At 72.4% G+C, this 23,634-nt stretch carries 22 protein-coding genes and 1 pseudogene; 12 read left to right on the top strand and 11 right to left on the bottom strand.

Going from position 1 to position 23,634, the window contains the following annotated elements; translation table 11 throughout:
* Window positions 1-381 carry a succinate dehydrogenase, cytochrome b556 subunit gene (sdhC, locus tag GTY47_RS22950; protein ID WP_010047075.1) on the bottom strand — a complete coding sequence of 127 codons (381 nt, stop codon included), beginning with the start codon at window positions 379-381 and terminating at the stop codon, window positions 1-3.
* A gap of 221 nt (window positions 382-602) precedes the next feature.
* On the bottom strand, window positions 603-1,076 hold the full coding sequence (locus GTY47_RS22955) for a 2-oxo-4-hydroxy-4-carboxy-5-ureidoimidazoline decarboxylase (RefSeq protein WP_010047080.1): 474 nt from the start codon (window positions 1,074-1,076) through the stop codon (window positions 603-605).
* 287 nt (window positions 1,077-1,363) lie between these two features.
* Between GTY47_RS22955 and GTY47_RS22960 the strand changes: the two genes are divergently transcribed.
* The 4 genes from GTY47_RS22960 (at window position 1,364) to GTY47_RS22975 (ending at window position 4,784) form a co-directional block, all read left to right on the top strand.
* Window positions 1,364-2,971, top strand: a complete 1,608-nt coding sequence (locus GTY47_RS22960; protein ID WP_029181673.1) for a glycoside hydrolase family 20 protein — start codon at window positions 1,364-1,366, stop codon at window positions 2,969-2,971.
* Window positions 2,972-3,067: 96 nt separating this feature from the next.
* Window positions 3,068-3,574: a hypothetical protein gene (locus GTY47_RS22965; protein WP_010047084.1), complete on the top strand. Its 507-nt coding sequence runs from the start codon at window positions 3,068-3,070 to the stop codon at window positions 3,572-3,574.
* 107 nt (window positions 3,575-3,681) lie between these two features.
* The gene (locus tag GTY47_RS22970) at window positions 3,682-4,236 is read left to right on the top strand and encodes a hypothetical protein (RefSeq protein WP_010047087.1); all 555 of its coding nucleotides are present in this window, start codon (window positions 3,682-3,684) and stop codon (window positions 4,234-4,236) included.
* Window positions 4,237-4,388: 152 nt separating this feature from the next.
* Window positions 4,389-4,784 (top strand): hypothetical protein, encoded by a 396-nt coding sequence (locus GTY47_RS22975; protein ID WP_086012593.1) that lies wholly within the window; start codon window positions 4,389-4,391, stop codon window positions 4,782-4,784.
* A gap of 1 nt (window position 4,785) precedes the next feature.
* Here GTY47_RS22975 and GTY47_RS22980 read toward each other — a convergent pair whose 3' ends face one another.
* Both GTY47_RS22980 and GTY47_RS22985 read right to left on the bottom strand, forming a co-directional pair.
* A complete protein-coding gene (locus GTY47_RS22980) occupies window positions 4,786-5,985 on the bottom strand; it encodes an N-acetylmuramoyl-L-alanine amidase (protein ID WP_010047094.1) in 1,200 nt (399 codons plus the stop codon).
* A 114-nt stretch (window positions 5,986-6,099) separates the two neighbouring features.
* The gene (locus tag GTY47_RS22985) at window positions 6,100-8,796 is read right to left on the bottom strand and encodes an N-acetylmuramoyl-L-alanine amidase (protein WP_029181675.1); all 2,697 of its coding nucleotides are present in this window, start codon (window positions 8,794-8,796) and stop codon (window positions 6,100-6,102) included.
* A 262-nt stretch (window positions 8,797-9,058) separates the two neighbouring features.
* Here GTY47_RS22985 and GTY47_RS22990 point away from each other — a divergent pair, with 262 nt between their 5' ends.
* Both GTY47_RS22990 and GTY47_RS22995 read left to right on the top strand, forming a co-directional pair.
* Complete coding sequence (locus GTY47_RS22990; RefSeq protein WP_029181676.1) at window positions 9,059-9,676, top strand: RNA polymerase sigma factor; 618 nt, start codon at window positions 9,059-9,061, stop codon at window positions 9,674-9,676.
* A gap of 171 nt (window positions 9,677-9,847) precedes the next feature.
* Window positions 9,848-10,825: a hypothetical protein gene (locus GTY47_RS22995; RefSeq protein WP_010047102.1), complete on the top strand. Its 978-nt coding sequence runs from the start codon at window positions 9,848-9,850 to the stop codon at window positions 10,823-10,825.
* Window positions 10,826-10,842: 17 nt separating this feature from the next.
* On the opposite strand, the gene GTY47_RS40365 is transcribed toward GTY47_RS22995, so the two are convergent.
* Together GTY47_RS40365 and GTY47_RS40370 are read right to left on the bottom strand one after the other, a co-directional pair.
* Entirely contained in the window at window positions 10,843-10,986 is a 144-nt protein-coding gene (locus tag GTY47_RS40365; RefSeq protein ID WP_197709812.1) for a hypothetical protein, read from the bottom strand.
* On the bottom strand, window positions 10,987-11,301 hold the full coding sequence (locus GTY47_RS40370; RefSeq protein WP_197709811.1) for a TetR-like C-terminal domain-containing protein: 315 nt from the start codon (window positions 11,299-11,301) through the stop codon (window positions 10,987-10,989).
* Between the two features lie 5 nt (window positions 11,302-11,306).
* Between GTY47_RS40370 and GTY47_RS23005 the strand changes: the two are divergent.
* Both GTY47_RS23005 and GTY47_RS23010 read left to right on the top strand, forming a co-directional pair.
* Window positions 11,307-11,827, top strand: a pseudogene (locus tag GTY47_RS23005) (ubiquinol-cytochrome c reductase cytochrome b subunit); the annotation flags it as partial.
* Between the two features lie 121 nt (window positions 11,828-11,948).
* Window positions 11,949-13,253: an alpha-hydroxy-acid oxidizing protein gene (locus GTY47_RS23010; protein ID WP_010047104.1), complete on the top strand. Its 1,305-nt coding sequence runs from the start codon at window positions 11,949-11,951 to the stop codon at window positions 13,251-13,253.
* 31 nt (window positions 13,254-13,284) lie between these two features.
* Here GTY47_RS23010 and GTY47_RS23015 read toward each other — a convergent pair whose 3' ends face one another.
* Both GTY47_RS23015 and GTY47_RS23020 read right to left on the bottom strand, forming a co-directional pair.
* Window positions 13,285-13,854, bottom strand: coding sequence for a TetR/AcrR family transcriptional regulator (locus GTY47_RS23015; RefSeq protein WP_010047106.1), 570 nt, complete (start codon window positions 13,852-13,854; stop codon window positions 13,285-13,287).
* A 464-nt stretch (window positions 13,855-14,318) separates the two neighbouring features.
* The gene (locus tag GTY47_RS23020) at window positions 14,319-15,449 is read right to left on the bottom strand and encodes a 4Fe-4S binding protein (protein WP_010047110.1); all 1,131 of its coding nucleotides are present in this window, start codon (window positions 15,447-15,449) and stop codon (window positions 14,319-14,321) included.
* A 567-nt stretch (window positions 15,450-16,016) separates the two neighbouring features.
* Between GTY47_RS23020 and GTY47_RS23025 the strand changes: the two genes are divergently transcribed.
* Together GTY47_RS23025 and GTY47_RS23030 are read left to right on the top strand one after the other, a co-directional pair.
* The gene (locus GTY47_RS23025) at window positions 16,017-16,691 is read left to right on the top strand and encodes an RNA polymerase sigma factor (RefSeq protein WP_010047111.1); all 675 of its coding nucleotides are present in this window, start codon (window positions 16,017-16,019) and stop codon (window positions 16,689-16,691) included.
* Window positions 16,691-17,749, top strand: a complete 1,059-nt coding sequence (locus GTY47_RS23030; protein WP_010047113.1) for a hypothetical protein — start codon at window positions 16,691-16,693, stop codon at window positions 17,747-17,749. The genes GTY47_RS23025 and GTY47_RS23030 overlap by 1 nt, the downstream gene beginning before the upstream one ends.
* 156 nt (window positions 17,750-17,905) lie before the next feature.
* On the opposite strand, the gene GTY47_RS23035 is transcribed toward GTY47_RS23030, so the two are convergent.
* A complete protein-coding gene (locus GTY47_RS23035; RefSeq protein ID WP_029181677.1) occupies window positions 17,906-18,757 on the bottom strand; it encodes a L,D-transpeptidase family protein in 852 nt (283 codons plus the stop codon).
* A 159-nt stretch (window positions 18,758-18,916) separates the two neighbouring features.
* Between GTY47_RS23035 and GTY47_RS23040 the strand changes: the two genes are divergently transcribed.
* Window positions 18,917-20,500, top strand: a complete 1,584-nt coding sequence (locus tag GTY47_RS23040) for a methylmalonyl-CoA mutase family protein (protein ID WP_010047118.1) — start codon at window positions 18,917-18,919, stop codon at window positions 20,498-20,500.
* A gap of 27 nt (window positions 20,501-20,527) precedes the next feature.
* Here the strand turns inward: GTY47_RS23040 and GTY47_RS23045 are convergent, their stop codons facing one another.
* Window positions 20,528-21,925, bottom strand: a complete 1,398-nt coding sequence (locus GTY47_RS23045) for an FAD-dependent oxidoreductase (protein WP_010047120.1) — start codon at window positions 21,923-21,925, stop codon at window positions 20,528-20,530.
* A gap of 74 nt (window positions 21,926-21,999) precedes the next feature.
* Between GTY47_RS23045 and GTY47_RS23050 the strand changes: the two genes are divergently transcribed.
* On the top strand, window positions 22,000-22,650 hold the full coding sequence (locus GTY47_RS23050; RefSeq protein ID WP_010047122.1) for a TetR/AcrR family transcriptional regulator C-terminal domain-containing protein: 651 nt from the start codon (window positions 22,000-22,002) through the stop codon (window positions 22,648-22,650).
* A gap of 12 nt (window positions 22,651-22,662) precedes the next feature.
* Here GTY47_RS23050 and GTY47_RS23055 read toward each other — a convergent pair whose 3' ends face one another.
* The gene (locus GTY47_RS23055) at window positions 22,663-23,583 is read right to left on the bottom strand and encodes a class I SAM-dependent methyltransferase (RefSeq protein ID WP_010047128.1); all 921 of its coding nucleotides are present in this window, start codon (window positions 23,581-23,583) and stop codon (window positions 22,663-22,665) included.
* Between the last annotated feature and the right edge of the window lie 51 nt (window positions 23,584-23,634).

Below are 23,634 nucleotides of genomic sequence, written 5' to 3' on the forward strand. Positions count from 1 at the left end.
TCAGCTCCCGAACAGTTCACGAGCGGCGTGGCCGAGGACGGGGTAGATCGCCCCGAGCATCAGCACGACCCACAGGGCGACGACGGTCCAGAGCATCTGCTTCTGGTACCGGGCGCCCTTGATCCAGAAGTCGACGGCGATGACGCGCAGACCGTTGAGCGCGTGGAAGAGGATGGCGGCGACGAGGCCGTACTCCAGCAGCGCGACGATCGGCGTCTTGTACGTGGCCACGACGTTGTCGTAGGCCTCAGGGGACACGCGGACGAGAGCGGTGTCCAGCACGTGAACGAACAGGAAGAAGAAGATGAGGACGCCGGTGACTCGGTGAGCCACCCAGGACCACATTCCTTCCCGGCCGCGGTACAGCGTTCCAGCCGGCACGGAAGTTTCCTCCGGGAGCGGGGATTGGGGCCGCGCCGGCTTGGTGTGTCGGTCGGGCCCGGCCGGGTACGGTCCACCGGCCCCCAGCATCGTAGCGATGCGCTGCCGCTGGGCTGAGCCGGGGTCCCGGGGTGTGATCAAACTGGCATGCAAAGAGGTACAGGTGGGCTAGCGCGGGCAGGGGGTATCGGGGTTCCCCGGGGCCTGCCGGGTGCGGGCCGTCAGTGGTTGATCGCGCAGTTCCCCGCGCCCCTGAGGGCGGTCAGCAGACGTCCCCTCGCGAGGCGCCGGAGTTCGTCCGCCGTCACTGCCCGCTCCTCCTCCGGATCGTTGGTCAATCGTGACCGGATGGCCTCCAGGAGGCGGTCCAGGGTCTCGGCCGGGGGCACACCGTCCAGGCAGATGACGAACACGTGTCCGAAGCGGGCCTCATAGGCGGCGTGGGCCGCGCTGAGGGCCGTGTGGGCCGCGGAGTACGTGCCGGGCGGGAGGGGCGGCAGGGACTCGGCTGCCAGGGCCTCCGTCAGGTCGGGCCAGGTCAGGTCGTAGGCCGCCTCGTCCGCCGCGGCCAGCAGGGAGGCCAGGTCCGGATAGGGGCGGTGTTCCGCGACACGCCGGGACCAGCGGGGGCTGCGCAGGCAGGAGAGGAGCGTCTGCTCCAGGGCCTCCTCGGAGGCCGCGTTGAAGCGCTCCACCGGTATGGCGAGTCGGCCGGGGAGGTCTGGGAGACGGTGCGCAGGCAGCGTGGGTCCTCGTGGGCGTCACGTGTGTCGGCAGGGCATGTTGTGAGGGATGTGACGTCACGCTATCGAGTACGACCATGACGTGTCCGACGGATGCCCGAATTTCACCCGGGAGAGAGAGTTTCGGCACGCGTGGTGGACGCGCGCAGGGTGGCAGGGGGTCTTAGGTTGGCGATGTGAGTCAGCACAAGCGCCGGGGTTCGGCGAAGCAGGGAAAGCCGGGGAAGCAGTGGCAGGTGCTGGTCGTGGCCACGGCCGTCGCCCTGGTCGTGGTCGCGGCCGGGGTGAGTCTGGGGCTCTGGGCGGCCTCGGGCGGCGACGGCGGGACCACCGGGCCGGAGGCCAGACCCTCCCAGGACCGGACCGCGGCCGCCCCGCACGGCACCTCCCCGGAGGACGGCCCGAGTCCGAGCCGCTCGTACGCCCTGTCCCAGGCGCCGCAGACGATCCCCGCCGTGCGCGAGCACACCGCGGCCCGCGGCCCGGGCTGGCGCCCCGCGAGCGGGGACCGCGTCGTCGTGGACGACCCGGCGCTGGCCGACGAGGGCCGGCTGATCGCCGGTGAGCTCGGGCTGACGTACGAGGGCGAGAAGGACGACCGGCGCGCCGGGGACGTACGGCTGACGCTGGACGACGGCAAGAAGGCGAATCCCGAGTCGTACGTCATGACCGTGCGCGACGGGCGGGTGGAGATCAGCGGGCCCGCCGACGCGGGCGTCTTCTACGGCACCCGCACCCTCAAGCAGGAAGTGCACGACGGCGGCACGGCGCCCGAGGGCGTGGTGCGGGACGAGCCGGCCAAGCCGGAGCGCGGGTTCATGCTGGACATCGCCCGCAAGAACTACACGGCCGGCTGGATCGAGGACCGGATCCGGGAGCTGGGCGATCTGAAGTTCAACCAGCTCGGTCTGCACTTCTCCGACGACCAGGGATTCCGGATCGAGTCCGACTCGCATCCGGAGATCGTGTCCGAGCAGCATCTGACCAAGGCGCAGGTGCGGAAGATCGTCGACCTCGCGGAGAGCCGCCACATCACCGTCGTGCCAGAGATCGACTCCCCGGGGCACCTCGGCGCGGTCCTCGCCGCCCACCCCGACCTCCAGCTGCGCACCGGGCGGGGATCGGCGGTGCAGGGGGCCATCGACATCTCCGAGAGCGAGAGCGCCGCGATCGTCGACGATCTGCTGAACGAGTACGCCGACCTGTTCCCGGGCGGGCCGTGGCACCTCGGCGGCGACGAGTACCAGGCACTGGTGCGCTCCGACCCGGAGGCGTCGTTCCCGCAGCTGGCCGCCGCCGCGCGGGAGAAGTACGGCTCCGGGGCGACGGTCGCCGACCTCACCACCGGCTGGCTCAACGACCGGGCCGCCACCGTCCGCAAGCACCAGCGCACCCCGCGCGCGTGGAACGACGGCTTCTTCCGGGACACCTCCGTCAAGGCCGCCAGGGACATCCAGGTCGCCTACTGGACCGGCAAGGAGATCGGCGCCCGGCAGCCCGCGGAGTACCTGGGCGAGGGCCGGAAGGTGATCAACTACAACGACGAGTTCCTGTACTACGTGCTCGGCGAGCCGCAGACCTTCGTCTATCCGACGGGGCAGCGGATCTACGAGCAGTGGACGCCCCGGGTGCTGCGCGGCACGGCGGCCGTGCCGGAGCGCTACGACGGGCAGATCCTCGGCGGGTCCTTCGCCGTCTGGGGCGACGTCCCGGACGCGCAGACGCAGGACCAGGTGGCGGCCGGGATCCGCATGCCGCTGCGGGCGACCGTCCAGAAGCTGTGGGACCCGGGCCGGCCCGAGCTGTCCTGGGCGGAGTTCCGGGCGCTTGCGGACAGGCTCGGCTGACCGCACACGAATTGGCCCGTACGGCTGCGAACTGCCGTACGGGTGTGGTGGTCTTCTGACGCGAGCCGAATCGAATATGCCGGGGGGAACCGGAGCATGGGCTACTGGGGGTACTTCGTCGTGGGCCGTGGGGAGCGGCCGCTGGCGGAGCTGGACGCACTGGCGGGGGCGACGGACGGGATGGTGCGGCGCACCTCGGCACCGGGCGGGTGGCAGGTTTGGGAGTACCCGAGCAGCGACGGCGACGTCGGGAACATGAACGCCCTCGCCCGGGAGACCGGGGCGCCCGCGCTGTTCGGGTACGTGATGAACAGCGAGTGCGTGGTGCTGGAGGCCGCGGCGCCGGACAGCGGCACGTGGACGACCTGCCTCGCCCGGGCCGCCATGGCCGGGTACCTGGGCGCCGGCCGGGAGGGCCTCACACTGGAGGACTACTTCCTCGAACCCCGCGACGCCGCCGAGCACGCGGTCCGCTGGGCCGCCGAGGCCGGGCACGAAGTGAACGCCGACACGCTGGTGGACGTACTCACTTCAGACCCTGATCCTCTGGCTGAAAACCTCTTCTTCCGCTTCCTCGACCGACTGGGCGTCGTGCCCCTGTGACGTTCCGGGGCCGTTGCGCGCAGTAAGGGGAAGTGCGGGTTCCGTGAGGGGTGAGGGCTGGAAGCGGCCTGGTAGGGCCCCTGCAAGGCCCGCGGAGGGAGGCGTGGATGAGCCTGGTGGAGTTGATCGCACAGGCCGACGAACGCGGGCTGGCCGCGAGCGGGCTGGCTTGTCTGGATCGGTGCGTGCCCCTGCTGGGCGGCGACGACGAGATCCTGCGGCCGCTGTGGGCGAGCCTCACCGACGGCGCCGGTACCGGCGACTGGGGTGAGGGGCTGGAGCAGGCGCGCGGAAAGCTGGACGCGGCCGGCACCGGGGACGAGGCGGCCGTGCTCGCCCACCGGATGCTCGAGGCCGCTCCCGCCGAGCTGTCCCCCGCGGGGGTACGGGTGTGGGCCGACGCCTGCTCCGTCGCCTCCCTCCAGATCCACCGCCTCCTCGACACCGCCGAGGACGACGCCTCGTCGGTCACCGTGCGCCGCGAGGGCCGTACGGAGGGCATGTCGCCGCTCGTCGCCGCGGAACTGCGCCGCCAGATCACCGTCCTGGAGGTCCTGGCCGGTCACGGTCCGGCCGGGCTGCGGCGGGCGCTGGAGGTGTCGACCGAGGGACGTCGGGTACTGCGCGCGGTCGTCTCGCGCCGGAGCCGGCAACAGGGCTGACGGACCGGGCGCCGAGCCCCTGACCGGCCCAAACCCCATTCCTGGGAGAGTCCTGTGACGGTCCCTTGGGTGAGGTGGGGCGGTCCTGCGCCGCTTCGGGGAAGTCGCCGATTCCGTGTGACGAAACGTCATGCCGCAGCGCTTTCCCGGGTGTGACGACTCAAGCGGAAACCAGGCCCTCGGCCGCGGCGAAGCCGCTGCGGTGGGCGGCGGACACGGTGGCGACGATGCGCGAGGGAGCACGGCTGCGCCTCGACTACTCGGCACAGAGTCTGTGGAGCATCGACCGGATGATCGAGGGGATACGGCGGGAAGGAGCGCCGTACGCCGCCGTGCAGGAGGTGCTGCGCGGGTTCGGGGCCTACGCCGGTGAGGTGATGGCGCGTCAGACCGGGGCCGAGTGGTGGGCGACGGGCGGCGACCACTGGATCCGCACCCCCGACGGACGCCTCTGGGACCCGATCGACGAGGCCCGCCGCTGTTACGCCGGGCACGGCTCGCTGCGGCTGCTGTGCCGGGACGCGACGACGGCCGCGCCCCCGCGGTAGCTCAGCGCGCGAGCCCCACCGGGGCGTCCCCGGTTCCGGGACCGGCCTGCTCCGGGGCCGGCTCGTCGAGCTTGGCGGCCCTCCCGGCGAGGGTGCGGATCTCGGGCAGGTCGTCGTAGAGGTGCCGGCCGGGGCACTCGGTCGGGTAGCCGTCGCGATGGCCGGAGACGCGGTGCAGCGTGGCCTTCTGGCCCGCCTTGTACTTGCCGTTGTCGGCACCGGCGGTCAGCACCACCGTGCCGGTCGGGTCGATGCCGTACAGGCCGAGCTTCCAGGCCGCGACCTTGGCGACCGACTCGCGTACGGCGGTGTTCGGGGTCGTCTTGCTGTAGTCGCCGAGCACCGAGACGCTGCTGGTGGCGGTGTTGAAGCCGTAGGTGTGCGCGCCGAGGACGGGCCTGTCCATGCCGCCCGCACGGCCCTCGAAGACCGTGCCGCACTTGTCGACGAGGAAGTGGTAGCCGATGTCGTTCCAGCCGTTGCTCCGCACGTGGTAGAGGAACACGCCGCGCACGATCGACGCCGACTCGGAGCAGGTGTAGTCGTTGGTGCCCGCCGTGTGGTGGACGAACATCGCACGGGTGCCGGTGGTGTAGGTGGGCGGGTCCTTCACGAGGGACTCGTCGGCGCCCCAGGCGGAACGTGACCTGACGGCGGGACGTTCGGCGTGCGGCGCACCGGCGGCCGGCCCGACGACCTCCGGTTCGACGAGGTCCGGTTCGACGACCGTGGTGTGCACGGCGTCCGATCCGCCGTCCGGGTCGACCAGTTCGACGCGCAGCCCGTCGGGCAGCCGTCCGCCCGACACCCGCACCTGGACGCCGTCCGAAGGCCCGGTCCACAGCGGCTGGGTGCCGCCGCGGACTCCGGCGCGGTGGCGGTCGGGGCCGGTCTCGGGCGTCCGGACGTCGGTGTCGAGTGCGCGCCACGCGCTCCATTCGCCGCTCTGGCGGGAGCGGGTGCGCACGTGCGCGGTGCCGTCCAGGGCCGCGTCCGGGTCGTCCCAGGTGACACCGACCATGCTGAACGGCTCGGTGGTGCGCGGGGCGAGGGACCGCTCGTGCGGGTCACCGTCCGGCACCCGGACGGTGTGCACGCCGTCCGAGGAGGAGGCGGAGGAGGTCCGGGCGGGCTGGGTCAGGCCGAGCGTGCCGGCGGCCAGGGCGGTGGCGACGGCGGTGTGCAGCAGGAGGCGTGTCATGCGTGGCTCGCTTCCGGTCCTCTTGGGGGCGATGGGGGAGTCTTTCCCCCTTGCCCACCCGTCCGTTCGGTCTGCCGGAGAAATCCGGCAAACGGCCGAGGACCGGACGAGTCGTCACGGCGTCAGCGTCTGGCCCAGGTGGGCGTCCGTCGGGGTGCCCAGCGTGGACTTGCCGAAGACGACGGAGTCGGCGTACCCGAGGCCGGTGCTGTTGCTCGGCAGGTACAGCAGGACGCCGTCGCCCCCGTCCTCGCCGTCGGCGCCGAACGTGAGGTCCGCCCGGCCGTAGCCGGACAGGTCCGTCAGTGACACCGACGAGCCGAAGCGGTCGCCGGTCTCCGTGGAGCCCGGGACGCCGGAGGTGTCCTGCGAGATCCCGACCGAGCCGGAGCCGGTCAGACCGGAAGCGGTGCCCTTGACGAGGATCGCGCTGCCCGCGTCGGCGCGGTTGACGCCGTCCCGGGTCAGGTCCTCGCCCGGGGCGCCCGCGAGGACGTCCGCGTAACCGTCGGCGTTGTAGTCGCCGACCGAGACGGAGGTGCCGAGGGCGTCACCGGACTCGTTGCCGCCCGGCACGTACGCCGTGTCCTGGTGGATCACGGTCATGCCGGTGGTCGTGAAGCCCGTGGCCGTGCCCGGGACCATGGTGATCTGGCCGCCGGACCTGCCGCCGGACTCCGACGCGGCCGGCTGGCCGATGACGATGTCGTCGTAGCCGTTGCCGCTGACGTCACCGGCGGCGAGGGAGCGACCGCCCTTGACGGAGATGACGCCCACCTTGGTCAGACCGGTCGCGGAGCCCGCGAAGCGGACGACCCGGCCGATGCCGCCGGTGTCGCGGTAGTTCAGGGCGATGTCCGCGTAGCCGTCCCGGTTGAAGTCGCCGGTCGCGGCGTCGAGGTAGGAGACGGCGCCCGTGGCCGTGGTGAGCGTGCCGTACTTGGTGGCGCCGCCGGTCAGCCGGGCGTTCCAGTTGCCGCCCCTGCCGGTGCCGGCGGAGAAGACGTCCGCCTTGCCGTCGCCGTCGAAGTCGCCGACGGCGACCGTGGAGCCGAGCCTGGCGCCCGTCGAGGTGACCCCTGACGTGGTGTACGAGAAGCCGGTGTCGAGTGCGGGTCCGTACATCACCGTGACCGAGCCGCGGTCGGCGTGGCCGCTGGTGTCGTCCTCGCCGGGTGCGCCGATCGCGAGGTCGGCGTAGCCGTCGCCGTTCACGTCGCCCCACGCGGTGGAGGTGCCGAAGCCGTCACCGGTCTCGTGGGAGCCGGGGACGCCCGGGCTGCTCTGGCTGAGCGTCACCTTGGCGGCGGTGACCGGGCCGTCGATGCCGCCCGGGACGACGGTGACGGTGCCGCCGCCGCTCAGCGCCTTGGGAGTGCCCGCGACCAGGTCGGTGACGCCGTCCCGGTTGACGTCGGAGGTGGCGAGGGCGTGTGAGATGCCCGGGGTCTTGGCGACCTGGGCGATCCGGGAGAGCTGGGAGTAGAGGTTCGCGCCGGGGCAGGCGGTGGCGTTGGTGTCGCGGTGGCCGAAGACCCGGGGCAGGGTGATCGAGACGCCCTTGTCGACCTTGTTGCCGTCCTGGCCGGCCGGGCTGCCGGAGGTGAGCGTCACCTTGCCGGTCGGGTCGATGCCGTACATGCCGAACTTCCAGGCGACCAGCCGGGAGATCGCGTCGAGCGCGGCGCGGCTCGGCCGGGCCTTCTCGAAGTTGCCGATGTACGAGATCCCGACGGTGTCGGTGTTGAAGCCGATGTCGTGGGCGCCGGTGACCGGCAGGTCCATGCCGCCGCTGCGGCCCTCGAAGATCTGCCCGCACTTGTCGACGACGAAGTTGTAGCCGATGTCGTAGTAGCCGCGTGCGAAGTGCTCCTGCTGGATGGAGCGCATCCGGGCGCGGGACTGGGCGCAGGACAGGGTGTTGTCGCTGTCCATGCCGGTGTGGTGGACGACGGCGGCCTTGATCTCGGTGCCGTAGGCCGGTGTGCCGTCGTAGTCCGTGGAGGCGCCCCATTCGGCCTGCGTGATGATCGGCGGCTTGACGACCGTGGAGGGGCGGGGCGCGGGGGCCGTGGGGGTCGGGGAGGGGGAGGCCGTCGGGGACGCCGTGTCGCCGGGGGTGCCGCTCGGCGTGCTCGTCTCGGTCGGGGTGGCCGTTTCCGCCGGGGTGCCCGTTTCCGCCGGGGTCTGGGTGGGAGTCGGCGGAGTCTGGGTGGGGGCCGTCGGCTCCGTCGTCGGGGCGGGGGTCTCCTCGGTGAAGGCCGCGGTCCGGATGGCGCCCTTCGGGTCGGTGCCCGGGTCGAGGAGCCTCACGTCCATGCCGGCGGGCTGGCCGCCCGCCTCCGTGCCGTCCGCGTTCACGACACGCACCTCGACGCCGTCCGCGTCGCCGGTCCAGAGGGACTCGGTGCCGCCGCGCAGCGCGGCCCGCTCGCCCTCCGCGCCGTCGGCCTGGCCCGGTTCGGCCGACAGCTTCTGCCAGCCGGACCAGCGCCGGCTCTCCAGGTCTCTCGTCCGCACCTCAGCCGTGCCCCGGAGTCGGGCATCCGGGTCGTTCCAGGTCACCAGTACCGCGCTGAACCGGTCCGTGTCCTGCTTGGCCAGGCCCTTGCGCCCGGAGCCCTCGTCCTTGAGCTTCACGGTGTGGACGGCCGGCTTGCGGCTCTGGGACGCGCCGTCGGGACCGCCGGGCGGATCGGCCACCGCATAGGTGACCACCCCTGCCGCGCTCAGGACGACGGCGCCGATGGTCAGCCACGCCCGTCTCTTCAGACTGAGCGGTTTGTACGCACGCGTGCTGCGAGGACTCAACTACCCCACCCCTAGAACTGGACACATCCGCCCCTGCAGTCACACAGGTGGCACTCACCCAGCGCACATCTGTGGCCAAACATCACCCGGTTGTGTCGATGCCGCCGTGCAGGCGCGCTGCCACTGCCTCGGGAGGGACGCAGCACTCCGCCTGCTGTGACATTTCTCCGGAGCCCGGCGCTGATGATCGTGGAGGACGTGGCACGGACGCGTTCCCCGCGGTGCGGATCCGCCGCGAACCCGGTACGGACGAGGACGGTTCTTGGGCCAGGGAGGGGAACCCCGGCGCGTGCAGGCGCGCGACGGGGAACTGGGCGCGGCCGTCGAGCGGGCCCAGAACGGTGACGAGGCGGCCTTCGCGGTCGCCTACCGGATCGTGCAGCCCGGCCTGCTGGGCTATCTGCGCGGACTGGTCGGGGAGGACGCGGAGGACGTGGCCTCCGACGCCTGGCTGGAGATCGCCCGGGACCTGGGGCGGTTCAAGGGCGACGGGGCCGGGTTCCGCGGCTGGACGGCGACCATCGCCCGGCACCGGGCGCTGGACCATCTGCGCCGCCAGCGCGTCCGGCCGAGGTCGTCCGCGCTGGAGCAGGACGTCCTGGACCTGCCCGGACCGCACAGCACGCACGACCAGGCGCTGGAGGCCATGTCCACCGAGCAGGCGCTGCGGCTGGTCAGGGGCCTGCCGCAGGACCAGGCCGAGGCCGTGCTGCTGCGCGTCGTGGTGGGGCTGGACGGGCCCGCCGCCGCCCGTGTCCTCGGCAAGCGGCCGGGGGCCGTGCGGACAGCCGCGTACCGGGGTCTGAAACGCCTCGCCACCCGGCTGGGCGCCGAAGGTGTGACGGATGAGGTTCCCCGGACGCTGGGGGAGTCGAAATGAACGATGCCGGCGGGCCGGGCGGAGTCGCCGGGTCCGGTGCCCTGAACGGGGCGGACGAACGAGACGTATGGATCGGCCCCGGATCGCCGGGCCGGTCGGCCGGGCCGGCCGGGTCGTACGGACCCGGCGGGCGCCGCGGGACGCATGGATCGAGCAGGGACGGAACAGGACATGGGTGAACATCAGAGCGGCGGCGTCCCGGGCCGTCGGCGTGTGCACCCTGGGGACTCCGCCTACGGCCACCGGGCGGCGCGGGACGCCGACGGCCGGTGGCCCGGCCACCGCGGGACGGCCGGCTGCGGCAGCCCTGGCCTCGGCACTCGGCACGTCCTCGACGAAGCCGAGCTGGAGGCGCTGCTCGTCGCCGCCCTCATCCGGGACCGGATCGACGCCGAGGCCGAACAGCGGGCGGTGGCCGCCTTCCTGGCCGCCCGGGACGCCGGCGCGCACCGGGCCCGCACCCGCCGCCGGGACGACTGGCGGCCCCGGGAGCGGCGGCATCCGGGGCGTTCGCTGAAGGCCACGCTCTCCGTGCTGCTCGCCAGCCTCACGCTGGGCGGGGTCGCGGTCGCGGCGATCGGCTCGGTGGGATCCACGGACGGTGCCGACGACCGCGGTCGCCCGCCCGCCTCCACCCGCGCCCCCGGCGCCTCGGCGGGCGAGCCCACCGGTACTCCGTCCGGTGTCGCGACCGGCTCCGCGTCCGCGCGCCCGGACCGTCCCGCCCCCTCCCGGGACACCGAAGCCCACTGCCGTGCCTACGAGGAGGTCGACGGCCGGGGCAAGGCCATGGACGCGACAGCCTGGAAGCGCCTCGTCGAGGCCGCGGGCGGCGAGAGGAAGGTCACGGCGTACTGCGCCGAGCAACTGGCCCGGGCCGAGGCGAAGCCCGGCAGCACCGCCCGACCGGAGAAGAGTGCGGACGCCCCCGGTTCCGCCGGCGCCGACAACGGCGCGAGCAACGCCGACAAGGGCGCGGGTAACTCCGGCAGTGGCGCCGGCAGCGCGGACAGCGGCGCCGGCAACGCGGACCCCGGATCCGGGGCCGCGCAGAGCGGTGGGGACGCCGCCGACGGCGCCTCATCGGGGACGTCCGGGGCGTCCGGGGCCAAGGGCAGGACCGTCCAGCCCGACGACCGCCGCCCGTAGCGGAGTTCAGGAAGGAGTCAGGACTCCACGCTCAGGCCGAGGGCCACGGTCAGTTCGCCGAGGCACTGCTCGAAGAACGGCTCCATGTCGGTCAGGACGAAGTCCCACTGGCGAAGAACTTCCAGGCACAGCAGTCCGTAGAGCCTGCTCCAGCAGGTCACCTACACGTGCAGTGCTTCCGGGGGCAGGCGTTCGTCGATCAGGCGGGAGTACGCGCGCAGTTGCTCGCGCAGGGACTCGGGCTGGTCCTCCAGGTCCGGCACCGGGAACGGCTGGGTGTTCCACAGCTCGATGATGATGTCGAGGAAGACGTACGCGAAGCGCAGGCCGGCCTGGTACCGGGCGGAGTCGGGCTGGTGCTGCGTGCTGCCGACAGGGCTCGCGAAGATCCACTCGAACTCAAAGGGGTGGGCCACGGCCCAGGAGCGCATCGCGCGGCAGACGGCCGCCAGCCGCTCGGCAACTTCTGGGGGCACACGCTGTCACCGGAGACAAGCGCGAGCACCACATCCTGGACCGCCCGCGCAACGCCCCCACCCGCACGGCCTTCGGCGTCGCTGGCTGACGGCGTACTTCGTGGTGATGATCGCGGGCGGCAACGACATCCCCATCACCTGGTTCTCCCGGATCTTCTTCTTCGCCGGACCCGTCATCGCGTTCGTCGTCACCAAGCGGATCTGCCTCGGCCTGCAGCGCCGGGACCGCGACAAGGTGCTGCACGGCCGCGAGACCGGCATCGTCAAGCGCCTCCCGCACGGCGAGTTCATCGAGGTCCACGCCCCGCTCAGCCAGGACGCGCTGCACACCCTCACCGCGCACGAGCAGTACCGGCCGGCCGAGAACGGCCCGACCGTCGACGAGAACGGCGGCGAGCGCAGGCCCAAGGGCTCCGAGAGGCTCCGCGCCAGGCTCAGCAAGGCGTACTTCGGCGCGGAGGGGCAGATCGCCAAGCCGACCGCCGAGGAGTACCGGGAGATCACGAGCGGTCACGGGCAGCACTGATCCCGGTGTGCAGGCGCTGCCGCGCCCTGCCCGTCGACCCGCGTGCGCAACTCGCCCGACGTGAAACAGGTTCGGCTCGACGTGTTGACGGACGGGCCGGCCACGAGGGAGGTTCTCCGCCATGAACGTTCGGAAGGCCGGGCCCGGGCGCGAACGCCAGGCGGTCGTCTACCGCGACGGCGTGCTGGGGCGCCGCCCGGCCGTGCCTGCGGATTTCGCCGGCCTCGAGAGGGCCGCCCGCCGATCCAGCAGCGCGAGGGCGTGGGCCTACGTCGCGGGTGGCGCGGGCGAGGGCCGGACGATGCGCAACAACCGGGCGGCGTTCGACCGGTGGGCGATCGTGCCCCGCATGGCGCACGGCGTCACCGAGCGCGACCTGACCACGGACGTCCTGGGCACACCGATGCCCGCCCCGGTGTTGCTGGCGCCGGTCGGCGCCGGAGCGCTGATGGGCAAGGACAGCGACGTCAAGATCGCCCGGGCAGCGGCGGCGACCGGCACCCCGTACGTCTTCAGCAACCAGGGCTGCAACCCGATGGAGGAGTGCGCCGCCGCCATGGGCGGGACGCCCCGCTGGATGCAGTTGTACTGGAGCACCGACGACAGCGTGGTCGACAGCCTGATCAACCGCGCCGAGGCCATCGGAGCGGGCGCCCTGGTCGTCACCCTGGACACCACCAGCTTGGGCTGGCGGCCCCAGGACCTCAACCTCGGATCGCTTCCGTTCACCCAAGGCGTCGGGATCGCCCAGTACACCTCCGACGCGTCGTTCAGCCGGCTCGTCCGGGAGCGACTGGGCGAGACGGCCGTCGGCAGGACCGACGTCACCCTCGGCGCGCTGCGCAGCCTGCTGTCCATCACCCGCAACCATCCCGGCGGCTTCCTGGCCAACCTGCGCTCGCCGGTGCCGCGCGCGTCGGTACAGACCTTCCTGGACACCTACTCCAACCCCGGCCTGGGCTGGGACCATCTGGCCACCCTGCGAGACCGCACCCGGCTCCCGGTCGTGCTCAAGGGCATCCTGCATCCCGACGACGCGCGACGCGCCTTCGAGATGGGCGTCGACGGCATCGTCGTGTCCAACCACGGTGGCCGGCAGATCGACAACTCCGTCGCCTCACTCGACGCGCTCGTCCGGATCCGGGACGAGGTCGGGCCGGACCCCACCGTGCTGCTGGACAGCGGCATCCGGACCGGCGCCGACGTGTTCACCGCCATCGCCCTCGGCGCGGACGCGGTGCTGCTCGGGCGCCCCTACCTGTACGGGCTCGCCATCGCCGGGCAACGGGGTGTCGAAGAAGTCATCGCCAACGTCGTCGCCGAACTCGACCTCACGATGGCACTCACCGGCGCGTCCTCGATCGCCGGCGTCACCCGCGACTTCCTCGCGCCGCAGGAGCCGCCGCACGGCATCCGCACCCCGTGACCGTGAGGGGGCGTTCGGGAACGGCGATGCGTCAGCGCATGCCCGCCGCGTCGAGCAGGGTGGTCACCGTGGGCGCGACGAGCCCCGTCAGTTTGTCCGCTCCGATTCCCGCGCGGGCACTGGCACCGTCGAAGACCAGGCTGAGCTGCCGGGCCAGCAGGTCGGGACGGCTCGCGCCGCCCTGTTCGGCCTCGGCGCGGAAGAAGGCGGTCAGGTTCTCCTTGACCCGGTGGGCGACCCGGCTCGCGGGGTGGTTCTCGTCCTTCAGCTCGATCTGCGCCGCCAGGTACGGACAGCCGCGGAACTCGGGCGCACCCGCCTGCGATTCCACCTGCCCGAAGACGTGCAGGATCCGCTCGCGGGGTGACCGGCCGTCGTCCGCCGCGGGCAGGAGCGCCGCCACGAAGTCGGCAGTGCGCTGCTCCAGGCTCGCCGCCAGGAGTTCGTCCTTGCTCTCGAACAGCTGGTACATGGAACGCTTCGACACCCCGGCCGCCTTGCACAGGGCCTCGACGCCGATGCCGACACCGTCGCGGTAGGTGAGCGTCGCCGCCGCGTTCAGCAGCCGCTCTCTGGGGCTTGGCTTCGCCTCGGTGGTCATGCTGCGAGACTAACGCGATTCCGCCCCGATAAAAACTGATCGGTTTCCGCTCTCCGTTGCGCCGGCGCGGCGGTCTTCTCGGGGTTCGTCTCCACCGGGATGCGGTGCAGCCCGCTGCGGTCGTACCACCCCAGTACGCAGAAGCCGAACAGCGCGGCCGCCACGAGGCCGGCGGCCCTCATGACCCAGCCCCGCGTCAGACCGCGTCGCCCACTCGATGGGGGTGGTGGCACCGGCCGTCGGCACCGCCATGCCGATGAAGACCGGAAGCGTCCATGCCCAAGATGCCGACCGCACGACGAGCGAGGCGTTCTGGGCCGCCTGCGTGGTCGCCGTCCGGGCCAGGCTCGAGTCCACGCTGCCGGCGGACTGGTTGGTCAGAACCGTGAGTGTCGGGCGGACCGGGGCCCCGTTGGTCGCGGTGCCGGTCACTCCCTTGTCGGCGTTGACCAGACCGATGCCGCTCATGCCGTACGTGTCTCTCGGTCGGGGGGCGCGGCGCGTTTCGCCGGGGGGTGCCAGCCGCCGGTCACTTCCTTGACGGGCTTGTGGGGGAAGCGGCGCCGGGCGTACTCCTGCGCGTGGGAGCCCGGCAGGACGTACAGGGTTTCCTTCTTGTCCTGGAGCGGTCGCAGCACGGTGTCCATGAACGTCTTGCGGTCGTCCAGGTAGGGGTCGAGGACGTCCTCGCCCGCGGGGCAGACGGCAAGGCAGTAGCCGGACTTGTAGCCGGGGGGTGAGCTCAGGCTCTGCCACATGGAGGCGCTCTCGGAATCGGTGACCCGGGAGCGGTAGTCGGCGGCGTCCTCGCTGTCGGCCACGGTCTGCGCCCAGTCGGTGAACCCGCTCATGAACTCGCGGTAGTTGTGCGTGGTGCAGGCCAGGGCGTCGAACGCCCCGTCCTTGCTGATGGCGCCGACCGGGCAGGCGGCGACGCACAACTTGCAGTCGATGCAGGGGTTGTAGTCCAGCGCCTGTCCGTACGCGCTGACCTCCGCGTCCACCAGGACGGTGGCCAGCAGCACGAAGCTGCCGAACTTCGGGTGGATGACGTTGCGGTGCAGACCCATCACGCCGAGCCCCGCTGCCACCGCGACGGTCTTGTGCGCCACCACCCAGATCCGCTCGCTGGGGAAACGGTCCATCTCCTGAGGGAAGCCGACGGAGGGGTTGAGTGCGCGGTGACCGGCGTCCTGGAGCGCCTGGGTGACACTGCGGGCGGCGTGGTTCGCCTGCTCGTCGGTCTGGTGGAACTCCTGGTTGGCCACGCTGCGGGCGGGGGAGCGGCAGTTGTCGCGGTTCATCCGGAACGCCATCGCGATCAGCGTGCGGGTGCCGGGCAGTGCGGACTGCGCGTGCTCACGCTCGCCGGCCAGGTCGGGGTGGTCCAGGCTGACCGCGGCGGCGTCGTCCGCGCCGGCCGCCAGGCACAGTTCGCGCAGCCAGGCCGCGTCGATCACCGAGGGCGGGTGCACCGCGTCACCGGCCCTGCGCCGGGCGAGTACGGCCTGGACCGACGGGTGGGCGGCCAGCTTCGCCGGAAGCCTGGGGGCCGGGGCCGCCGGTTGCCCCTCGGCGTCGCGCGCGGCAGTCATCCGATGCTCCTCATGAGTGGGGTGTGAGACTCGCCTCCCCCGGCGAGAAACCGATCAGTTTCACCACCGTAAACCGACCGGTTTCCGCGTGCAAGCCCCAGCGGCGGGACTCGAAGGGTGTTGTCCGGGTCACGTCTCGCAAGGCGGCGCAGACCGCGCAAAGGTGCGGATGAGGGAGAAGTGCCGGGCGCACTGCCCGTGCCGGTGAGGGGGCTCCGCACCGCACCGGGGGGCTGCCCGGGGTCATGCGCGAGACGGCCGGGGCCGCCACCCCCCACAGGAGAGGCCCCGGCCGTCGCGCGGCACGGGCCGCGCGGCGGCCCGTACTCCCTACAGCGCCCGGGGAGCGTTTTCTGTCACACCCCACCGTGTCACGGCTTAGTTGCATCCTGGGCGGACATGGACGGGGAGTGGTTTCAGGTCGTAACGTGCCTTTCGCGCCACGCGGAGGCACCAAGACCACCGCAACCACCTGCGGTCTCGTTACCGCAACCACCAATTGAGGAACCACGACGGCGAGAACCGGTCCGCGAAAGCGGTGCCGGCTTAGGCGCAGAAGGGCGCGCGGTGCTGGGGGACGACGCGGAGCTGACCGCCGCGGTGCGCGCGGCACAGGACGGAGACGAAACCGCGTTCCGGACTGTGTACCGGGCCGTGCACCCGCGGCTGCTCGGGTACGTACGGACGCTGGTCGGCGACCCCGACGCCGAGGACGTGACGTCCGAGGCCTGGTTGCAGATCGCCCGGGACCTGGAGCGGTTCACCGGTGACGCGGACCGCTTCCGCGGCTGGGCCGCCCGTATCGCCCGCAACCGCGCGCTGGACCACATACGCATGCGCGGGCGCCGGCCCGCGATCGGCGGCGACGAGACGGAACTGACCGGCCGGGCCGCCGAGTCCGACACCGCCGACGAGGCCATCGAGGCGCTCGCCACCGACGGCACGTTCTCCCTGATATCCCGGCTGCCGCAGGACCAGGCCGAGGCGGTCGTGCTGCGCGTGGTGGTGGGGCTCGACGCGAAGACCGCCGCCGAGACCCTCGGCAAGCGCCCGGGCGCCGTCCGTACGGCGGCCCACCGGGGCCTGAAGCGGCTCGCCGAACTCCTCGGCGACGATCCGGAGGCCGATCCGGAATCGGCCGGGGTCCTCGACGCGTTGCCGCCCCAGCGAGAACCGCGCGGCGGTGCCATGGCGTCCGCACGTGTGACGCAAAGCGTCATGCGGACGCAGAAGGATGTGTGATGGCCGACGAGCAGTACAGGTGGCTGGACCGCGAAACGGCGGAGCGCTTGCTGAGCGGAGAGCCACCCGAAGCTGTCGACGGCGCCGCCCGGGGCGAGGCCGAACGACTCGCGGCAGCGCTCCGCGCGCTCTCCGCCGCACCCCCGCTGACCAGCGAGGAACTCCCAGGTGAGGCCGCGGCGATGGCCGCCTTCCGCAAGGCGCGCGCCGAACGCGCCGACACCGCGGCGGCCCCCGCGGCCGACGGCGGACGGGCCGGTACCGAGACCGCCGACGCCGGGCTGGTCCGGATCGGAACCCCGCGCGGCAGCGGCTCGGGCGACGTCCGGCGGCCTCGCTGGGCTCGTCCCGCGCGCCTCGCCCTGGCCGCCGTGCTGGCTGTCGGGATGACGGGCGGTGCCGCCCTCGTGGCCGGAACCGGAGCCTTGAGGGCACCGTTCGGCAACGACGAGCCCCAGCCCGGCTCCTCGGTCTCGGCCGCTGTCACTCCGCCCGAGCGCCCGCTGGTGTCGCCCTCGCCGAGCGACGCCGTGCAGGGCGGGTCCACGCCCGACGACAACCCGGGTGGCGGCGACCCCGGACGGGACGCGGCCGGCGACGACCCCGCCCCGAAGCCCGGCTCCGGCGACCGGGGCGACCGCGGGGACAGCTCCGGCGACAGCCGTAGGGGGATCGCTGCCGCCTGCCGCGACCTCCGTGACGGCAAGCGGCTGGACGCCGACCGCAGGCGCGCCCTGCGCGACGCGGCGGGCGGCTCCCGGGTCTGGAAGTACTGCAACGGCGTCCTGTCCGGGTCCGGGGCAGGCGGCCGCTCGGCGCAGCGGCACGACGAGGACACGGACCGGCGTGATCGCGACGACAGGTCCGGGAAGCAGGGCCGCGAGCGGGACGAGGCGGAGAAGAAGGCCCAGAAGAGGGCCGAGCGGAAGGCCGGGAAGCGGGCCGAGCGGCAGGCCGGCGAGGACGCAGCCGCGGACCGCGGCCGTTCCACGCGGTCTCTCACACCCCTGCGACCTGCGATTTCGTACTCCGCGAAAATCTCCTCGCCGAGGGTGTGACGTTTTCGGCCGCCCCGGCGCAGTAATGAGTGAGCCGACTGGTCATCGGCCGTCGCACGGAGCCGGGGTTCCCCCCGTACCTACGGCTCGTGCACCTGAGCGCGGGCGGGACACGTTCCCCCGGTCCCGCCCGCGCCCCAATTCCCCTTCCTGTCCTCACCAGGACACGACGACCTTGTCGCCGTTACGGACCTGCGCGTACAGCTCCGCGATCGCCCCCTCGTCCCGTACGTTGACACAGCCGTGCGAGGCGCCCGCGTAGCCCCGGGCCGCGAAGTCCGGGGAGTAGTGCACGGCCTGGCCGCCGCTGAAGAACATCGCGTAGGGCATGGGCGAGTCGTAGAGCGTCGACACGTGGTCGCGGGACTTCCAGTAGATGGAGAACACACCCTCCCGGGTCGGTGTGCCGCGTGAGCCGAAGCGGACCGCCATCGTCGACACGGTCCGGCCGTCGATCATCCAGCGCAGCGTCCTGCTGGTCTTGTCGATGCACAGCACCCGTCCGGTCCGGCAGCGCGGATCCGGTGGATCGGCCGGCTGGCCGCCCATGAGGTACAGGTCCCAGGTGCCCGGTTCACGGGTCATCCGCAGCAGCCGCTGCCAGGTGACGGTGTCGGTCTTCCCGGTGCGCGGCAGCCCCCGCTTGCCCTGGAAGCCGCTGACCGCCCGCTCCGTGGAGTCGTCGTACGTGCCGGTCGGCCCGTCGAAGAGCCATGCGACCTGCCGCAGCCGGGCCTGCAACTCGCGGACGTCCCGGCCGGTGTCGCCGCGGGACCACAGCACGCGGGGCGGCACGGCGGCGGCGCTCGGCTTGTCGTCGCCGGGCGGGGCGGGAGCGCTGCCCGGTCCGCCGCCGTCGGCGGGGGTCCGGGCCGGTGACGGAGTGTCCCCGGGTAATTCGATGTGCACCGGTGAGCGGCGCTTCCCGTCGCCGTCGGGCGCCTGCACGCTGCAGCCGGCCAGGACGGCCGCCCCGGCGACTGCCACCGCGATCGCTGCTCTCCCCATGCCCGTGGTACGCAAGCGGCCCTCCGTCGTCTCACCGGTGTGTCCGGATGTCACCTGAGATGTTCCCCGGGGGTGACCCGGCGCGAACCACGGGGCATGGTGGTGAGCGAGGTCCCTACAGTCGGTCCCTACAGTCGGTCCTGCGGGAGGCATCAGACCATGGCGCGCGAGTCGGAGTCCGGACTGCCCATCGAACCGGTCTACGGGCCGGACGACCTGCGGGACTGGGACCCGGCGGAGAAGCTGGGGGAACCGGGGGCGTATCCCTTCACCCGTGGCGTGTATCCGACCATGTACACCGGCCGGCCCTGGACGATGCGCCAGTACGCGGGCTTCGGCACGGCCGCCGAGTCCAACGCCCGCTACCGGCAGCTGATCGCCCACGGCACGACGGGCCTGTCGGTCGCCTTCGACCTGCCCACCCAGATGGGCCACGACTCCGACGCCCCGCTCGCGCACGGCGAGGTCGGCAAGGTGGGCGTCGCCATCGACTCGATCGACGACATGCGGGTGCTGTTCGGCGGCATCCCGCTGGACCAGGTCTCGACCTCGATGACGATCAACGCCCCCGCGGCCCTGCTGCTGCTCCTCTACCAGCTCCTCGCGGAGGAACAGGGCGTCGGCGCCGACCGGCTGACCGGGACGATCCAGAACGACGTGCTGAAGGAGTACATCGCCCGCGGGACGTACATCTTCCCGCCGAAGCCCTCGCTGCGCCTGATCGCCGACATCTTCAAGTACTGCCAGGCCGAGATGCCGAAGTGGAACACCATCTCGATCTCCGGCTACCACATGGCCGAGGCGGGCGCGAGCCCGGCGCAGGAGATCGCCTTCACTCTCGCCAACGGCATCGAGTACGTCCGCACGGCGGTGGCGGCCGGCATGGACGTCGACGACTTCGCGCCCCGCCTGTCCTTCTTCTTCGTCGCCCGTACGACGATCCTGGAGGAGGTCGCCAAGTTCCGCGCCGCCCGCCGGATCTGGGCGCGGGTGATGAGGGAGGAGTTCGGCGCGAGGAACCCCAAGTCGCTGATGCTGCGTTTCCACACGCAGACGGCGGGCGTCCAGCTGACGGCCCAGCAGCCGGAGGTGAACCTGGTCCGTGTCTCGGTCCAGGCCCTGGCGGCGGTCCTGGGCGGCACCCAGTCCCTGCACACCAACTCCTTCGACGAGGCGATCGCGCTGCCCACCGACAAGTCCGCGCGCCTCGCCCTGCGCACCCAGCAGGTCCTCGCCCACGAGACGGACGTGACGGCGACCGTCGACCCGTTCGCGGGCTCCTACGTCATCGAGAGGATGACGGACGACGTCGAGGCGGCGACCGTCGAGCTGATGGCCAAGGTGGAGGAGCTGGGCGGCGCGGTGGAGGCCATCGAGCGCGGCTTCCAGAAGAACGAGATCGAGCGCAGCGCCTACCGCATCGCCCAGCAGACCGACTCCGGCGAGCGGGTCGTGGTCGGCGTCAACCGCTTCCAGCTCGACGAGGAGGAGCCGTACGAGCCCCTGCGCGTCGACCCAGCGATCGAGGCCCGGCAGGCGGAACGCCTGGCCAAGCTCCGCGCGGAGCGCGACCAGCCGGCGGTGGACGCGGCCCTGGCCGCCCTGAAGAAGGCCGCCGAGGGCGAGGACAACGTCCTCTATCCGATGAAGGACGCGCTGAAGGCCCGGGCGACGGTGGGCGAGGTGTGCAACGCCCTGCGGGAGGTGTGGGGGACGTACGTACCGGCGGACGCGCGTGCGTGACGTCCCCGGAGATCCCTCAGGAGCCCGCTAGAGACCTGCGCGCTCCAGGTACCGCGTCAGTCCGGCGCCCGTTTCGCCCGCCCAGCCCACATAGCCGTCCGGTCGTACCAGGAACAGGCCCTTCCCGTACGTCGCCTGCTGCGCCCCGCTGATGGTGTGCACCGACTCCGGCAGCGCCGGTGCCGCCGTCCCCACCGCCACCAGCGTCCAGTGCGGTCCCCGGAAGGCGTCGAAGAGCCGTACGCCGTCCAGCGTGCCGTCGGGTGCGCGGTCGCCGGCCCGTAGGGCGCCCGGGACCGTACGCGTCTCCTGGGTGAGGGACGACTTCCGGTACCCCAGCCCCAGTTGGCGGGTCGCCGCGCCGCGCCGCGTCTGTCCGCGGTGGACGCTCGTCGACAGCCCGAGCATGTCCGCGGCGATCGGGCGCCGTTCCTCCTCGTAGGTGTCGAGGAGCGACGCCGGTGCACCGCCCGTCAGTACCGCGCCCAGTTTCCACCCCAGGTTGTAGGCGTCCTGGACGCTGGTGTTGAGGCCCTGGCCGCCGGCCGGGGAGTGCACGTGTGCCGCGTCGCCGGCGAGGAAGACGCGCCCGGAGCGGAAGCGGTCCGCCAAGGCCGCCCGGGGGCGGAAGTCCGAGGCCCAGCGCACCTGGGTCACGGCCTCCGGCGCGAGGTGCGAGCGGGCGGCGACGACCTTCCGTAGGCCCTCCAGGGAGGCGTCCGGGGGCGTCCCGTCCGGGAACTGCGCCACCAGCTGGAAGTCCTCCGTGCCGGCCAGCGGGCAGATCGCGAGGAAACCGTCACCCTCCCCGAGCGGCGGGAAGATGTGCCAGTGGTCCCGGTCCAGGCCGCTGATCCGGACGTCCGCCACCAGCATCGGGTCCGGGTCGACGGTCTCGCCCGTCATGCCGATGCCGAGCAGCCGGCGAACCGTCGAGCGGCCGCCGTCCGCCGCGACGGCGTACCGGGCGGTGACGGGCTCACCGGAGGCGAATTCCGCGTGGACCCCGTCCGCGTCCTGCGTCAGGCCGACGACCTCCCGGCCGAAGGCCACCGCCCCTCCCAGCTCCGCAAGCCGCGCCGCCAGGATCTCCTGCGTGCGCCACTGCGGCACCATCCACGGCCCGGTGTACGGGGAGTCCTCGCTCTCCTCGACCGGGTCGAACATCCGGTGTTCGCCCGTCCGCCTGCCGTCCTGCCAGATCACCCCTACCGGACAGGGCCCGCCCGCCGCGCGGATCGCGTCGAGCACGCCCAGGTCGTCGAAGACCTCCATCGTGCGCGGCTGGACGCCCTTGCCGCGCGAACCGGGGAAGAGCCCCTCCGCCCGCTCGGCCACCAGCGCTGCCACGCCCCGCCGGGCGAGATCGATGCCGAGCGCCAGACCGGTCGGGCCCGCACCCACCACCAGTACGTCCGTGTCCATGGGCCACCCCCTCCTTAACGTTGTTAAGTGCTGCCGTTTCCGAGCGTCGCCTTAACGGTGTTAAGTTGTCAAGCGTGAGTACGGAACGACGCGCGCCCCTGGACCGCCGCCGGGTCGCGGACACCGCGCTGCGGCTGCTGAACGAGGTGGGCCTGGACGGCCTGACCCTGCGCGCCATCGCCCGGGAACTGGACGTGAAGGCGCCCGCCCTCTACTGGCACTTCAAGGACAAGCAGGCGCTGCTCGACGAGATGGCGACGGAGATGTACCGCCGGATGGCCGCCGGGGCCTCGCTCGACCCTGCCGACACCTGGCGGGAACGCCTGCTGAAGGCCAACCGGGGCCTGCGTGCCGCCCTGCAGGGCTACCGGGACGGCGCCAAGGTGTTCAGCGGCTCACGCTTCACCGGGATCGAGCACGCCGGGCAGATGGAGGACAACCTGCGCCTGTTCACGGCCGCCGGCTTCACCCTCGCCCAGGCGGTCCGCGCGCTCACCACGACGTACCTGTACACGCTGGGCTTCGTCACCGAGGAACAGGGCGTCCAGCCGCTGCCGGGCGAGCGGCGCGAGGGCTTCGACATGAACGAACGCGCCCGCCTGATGGCCGACTTTCCCTTGTCGGCCCAGGCGGGCGCGGAGATCTTCGAGGACTACGACGGGCACTTCGAGGAGGGGCTGGCGCTCCTGATCGAGGGGATCGGGACGCGGTACGGGGTCGCGTGACGCCCCCGGGTCTCACCCCCGGGTCGCGCGTGCCCGCCGTACGGCCCGGGTGACCACGGGGGGCAGCAGGTCCTTGGCGAGCCGGCGGGCCCGGGACGGGGCGGGCCGGGCGGGGCGCGCCGCGCGGGACTCGGCGACGGGGGCGGCCGGGGCGCCGGCCGGCACCGGTGCCACGTAGTGGCGGGAGGGCGGGAAGGGCGGCGGCTTCATGCCCCTGGACCGGGCGCGGACCAGCCGGTGCCCGGCCGCCTCCTGCACGCTCAGCCCGCAGTCCGTGCGCTGTCGCAGCATGTCGAGCAGCTCCTCCTGGAGCGGCTCGGGGTCGCCCCAGGTGCCGTAGAGCTTCTGCGTGCTCAGGCAGACGGGGCGCAGACCGCGGTTGAGGACGGCCTCCCAGGCGGCGACCGAGACACCCGGCGTGTGCTCGGAACGGAAGTCGTCGAGCACGACGATGCCCTCGGGCAGCAGGATGTCGTGGGCGGCGCCGATGTCGCCGTAGACGTGCTCGTACAGGTGCGAGGCGTCGACGTGGACGAAACGGCAGGTGCCGGGGGCCACCTTCTCGGCCACCACCGAGCTGGGGGCCGCGATCACCGTCGGCAGGGTGTCGTGGAAGGAGAGGTAGTTCCGCTCGAAGGCCTGCTGGGTGAGCGAGGCGTACGACTTCGTCGCCTCCGCCTGGTTGGCCCCGTCGGGGGCGTCGCCCTCGAACAGGTCGCAGACCGTGAACCTCTCACCGTCCTGGAGGTGGTGGCCGAGGAGGATCGCGCTCTTGCCCATGTAGACGCCGAGCTCCAGCAGGTCTCCGCGCATGCCCTGCTTCTGCTGCCGCTCCAGGAACCAGGTGAACAGCATCTGGTCCAGCGGCGGGAACCAGCCCGGGACGTCGGCGAGTTCGCCGGGGTACGTGTCGGTCGCTTGTGCGTTGGTCATGAGACGAGCCTTCTCCCTGAGCGATGCCCAAACCGACGGTTGGTTGAACGT

This window comes from Streptomyces sp. SID5464, assembly GCF_009862985.1.
Lineage (GTDB): Bacteria > Actinomycetota > Actinomycetes > Streptomycetales > Streptomycetaceae > Streptomyces > Streptomyces chartreusis_D.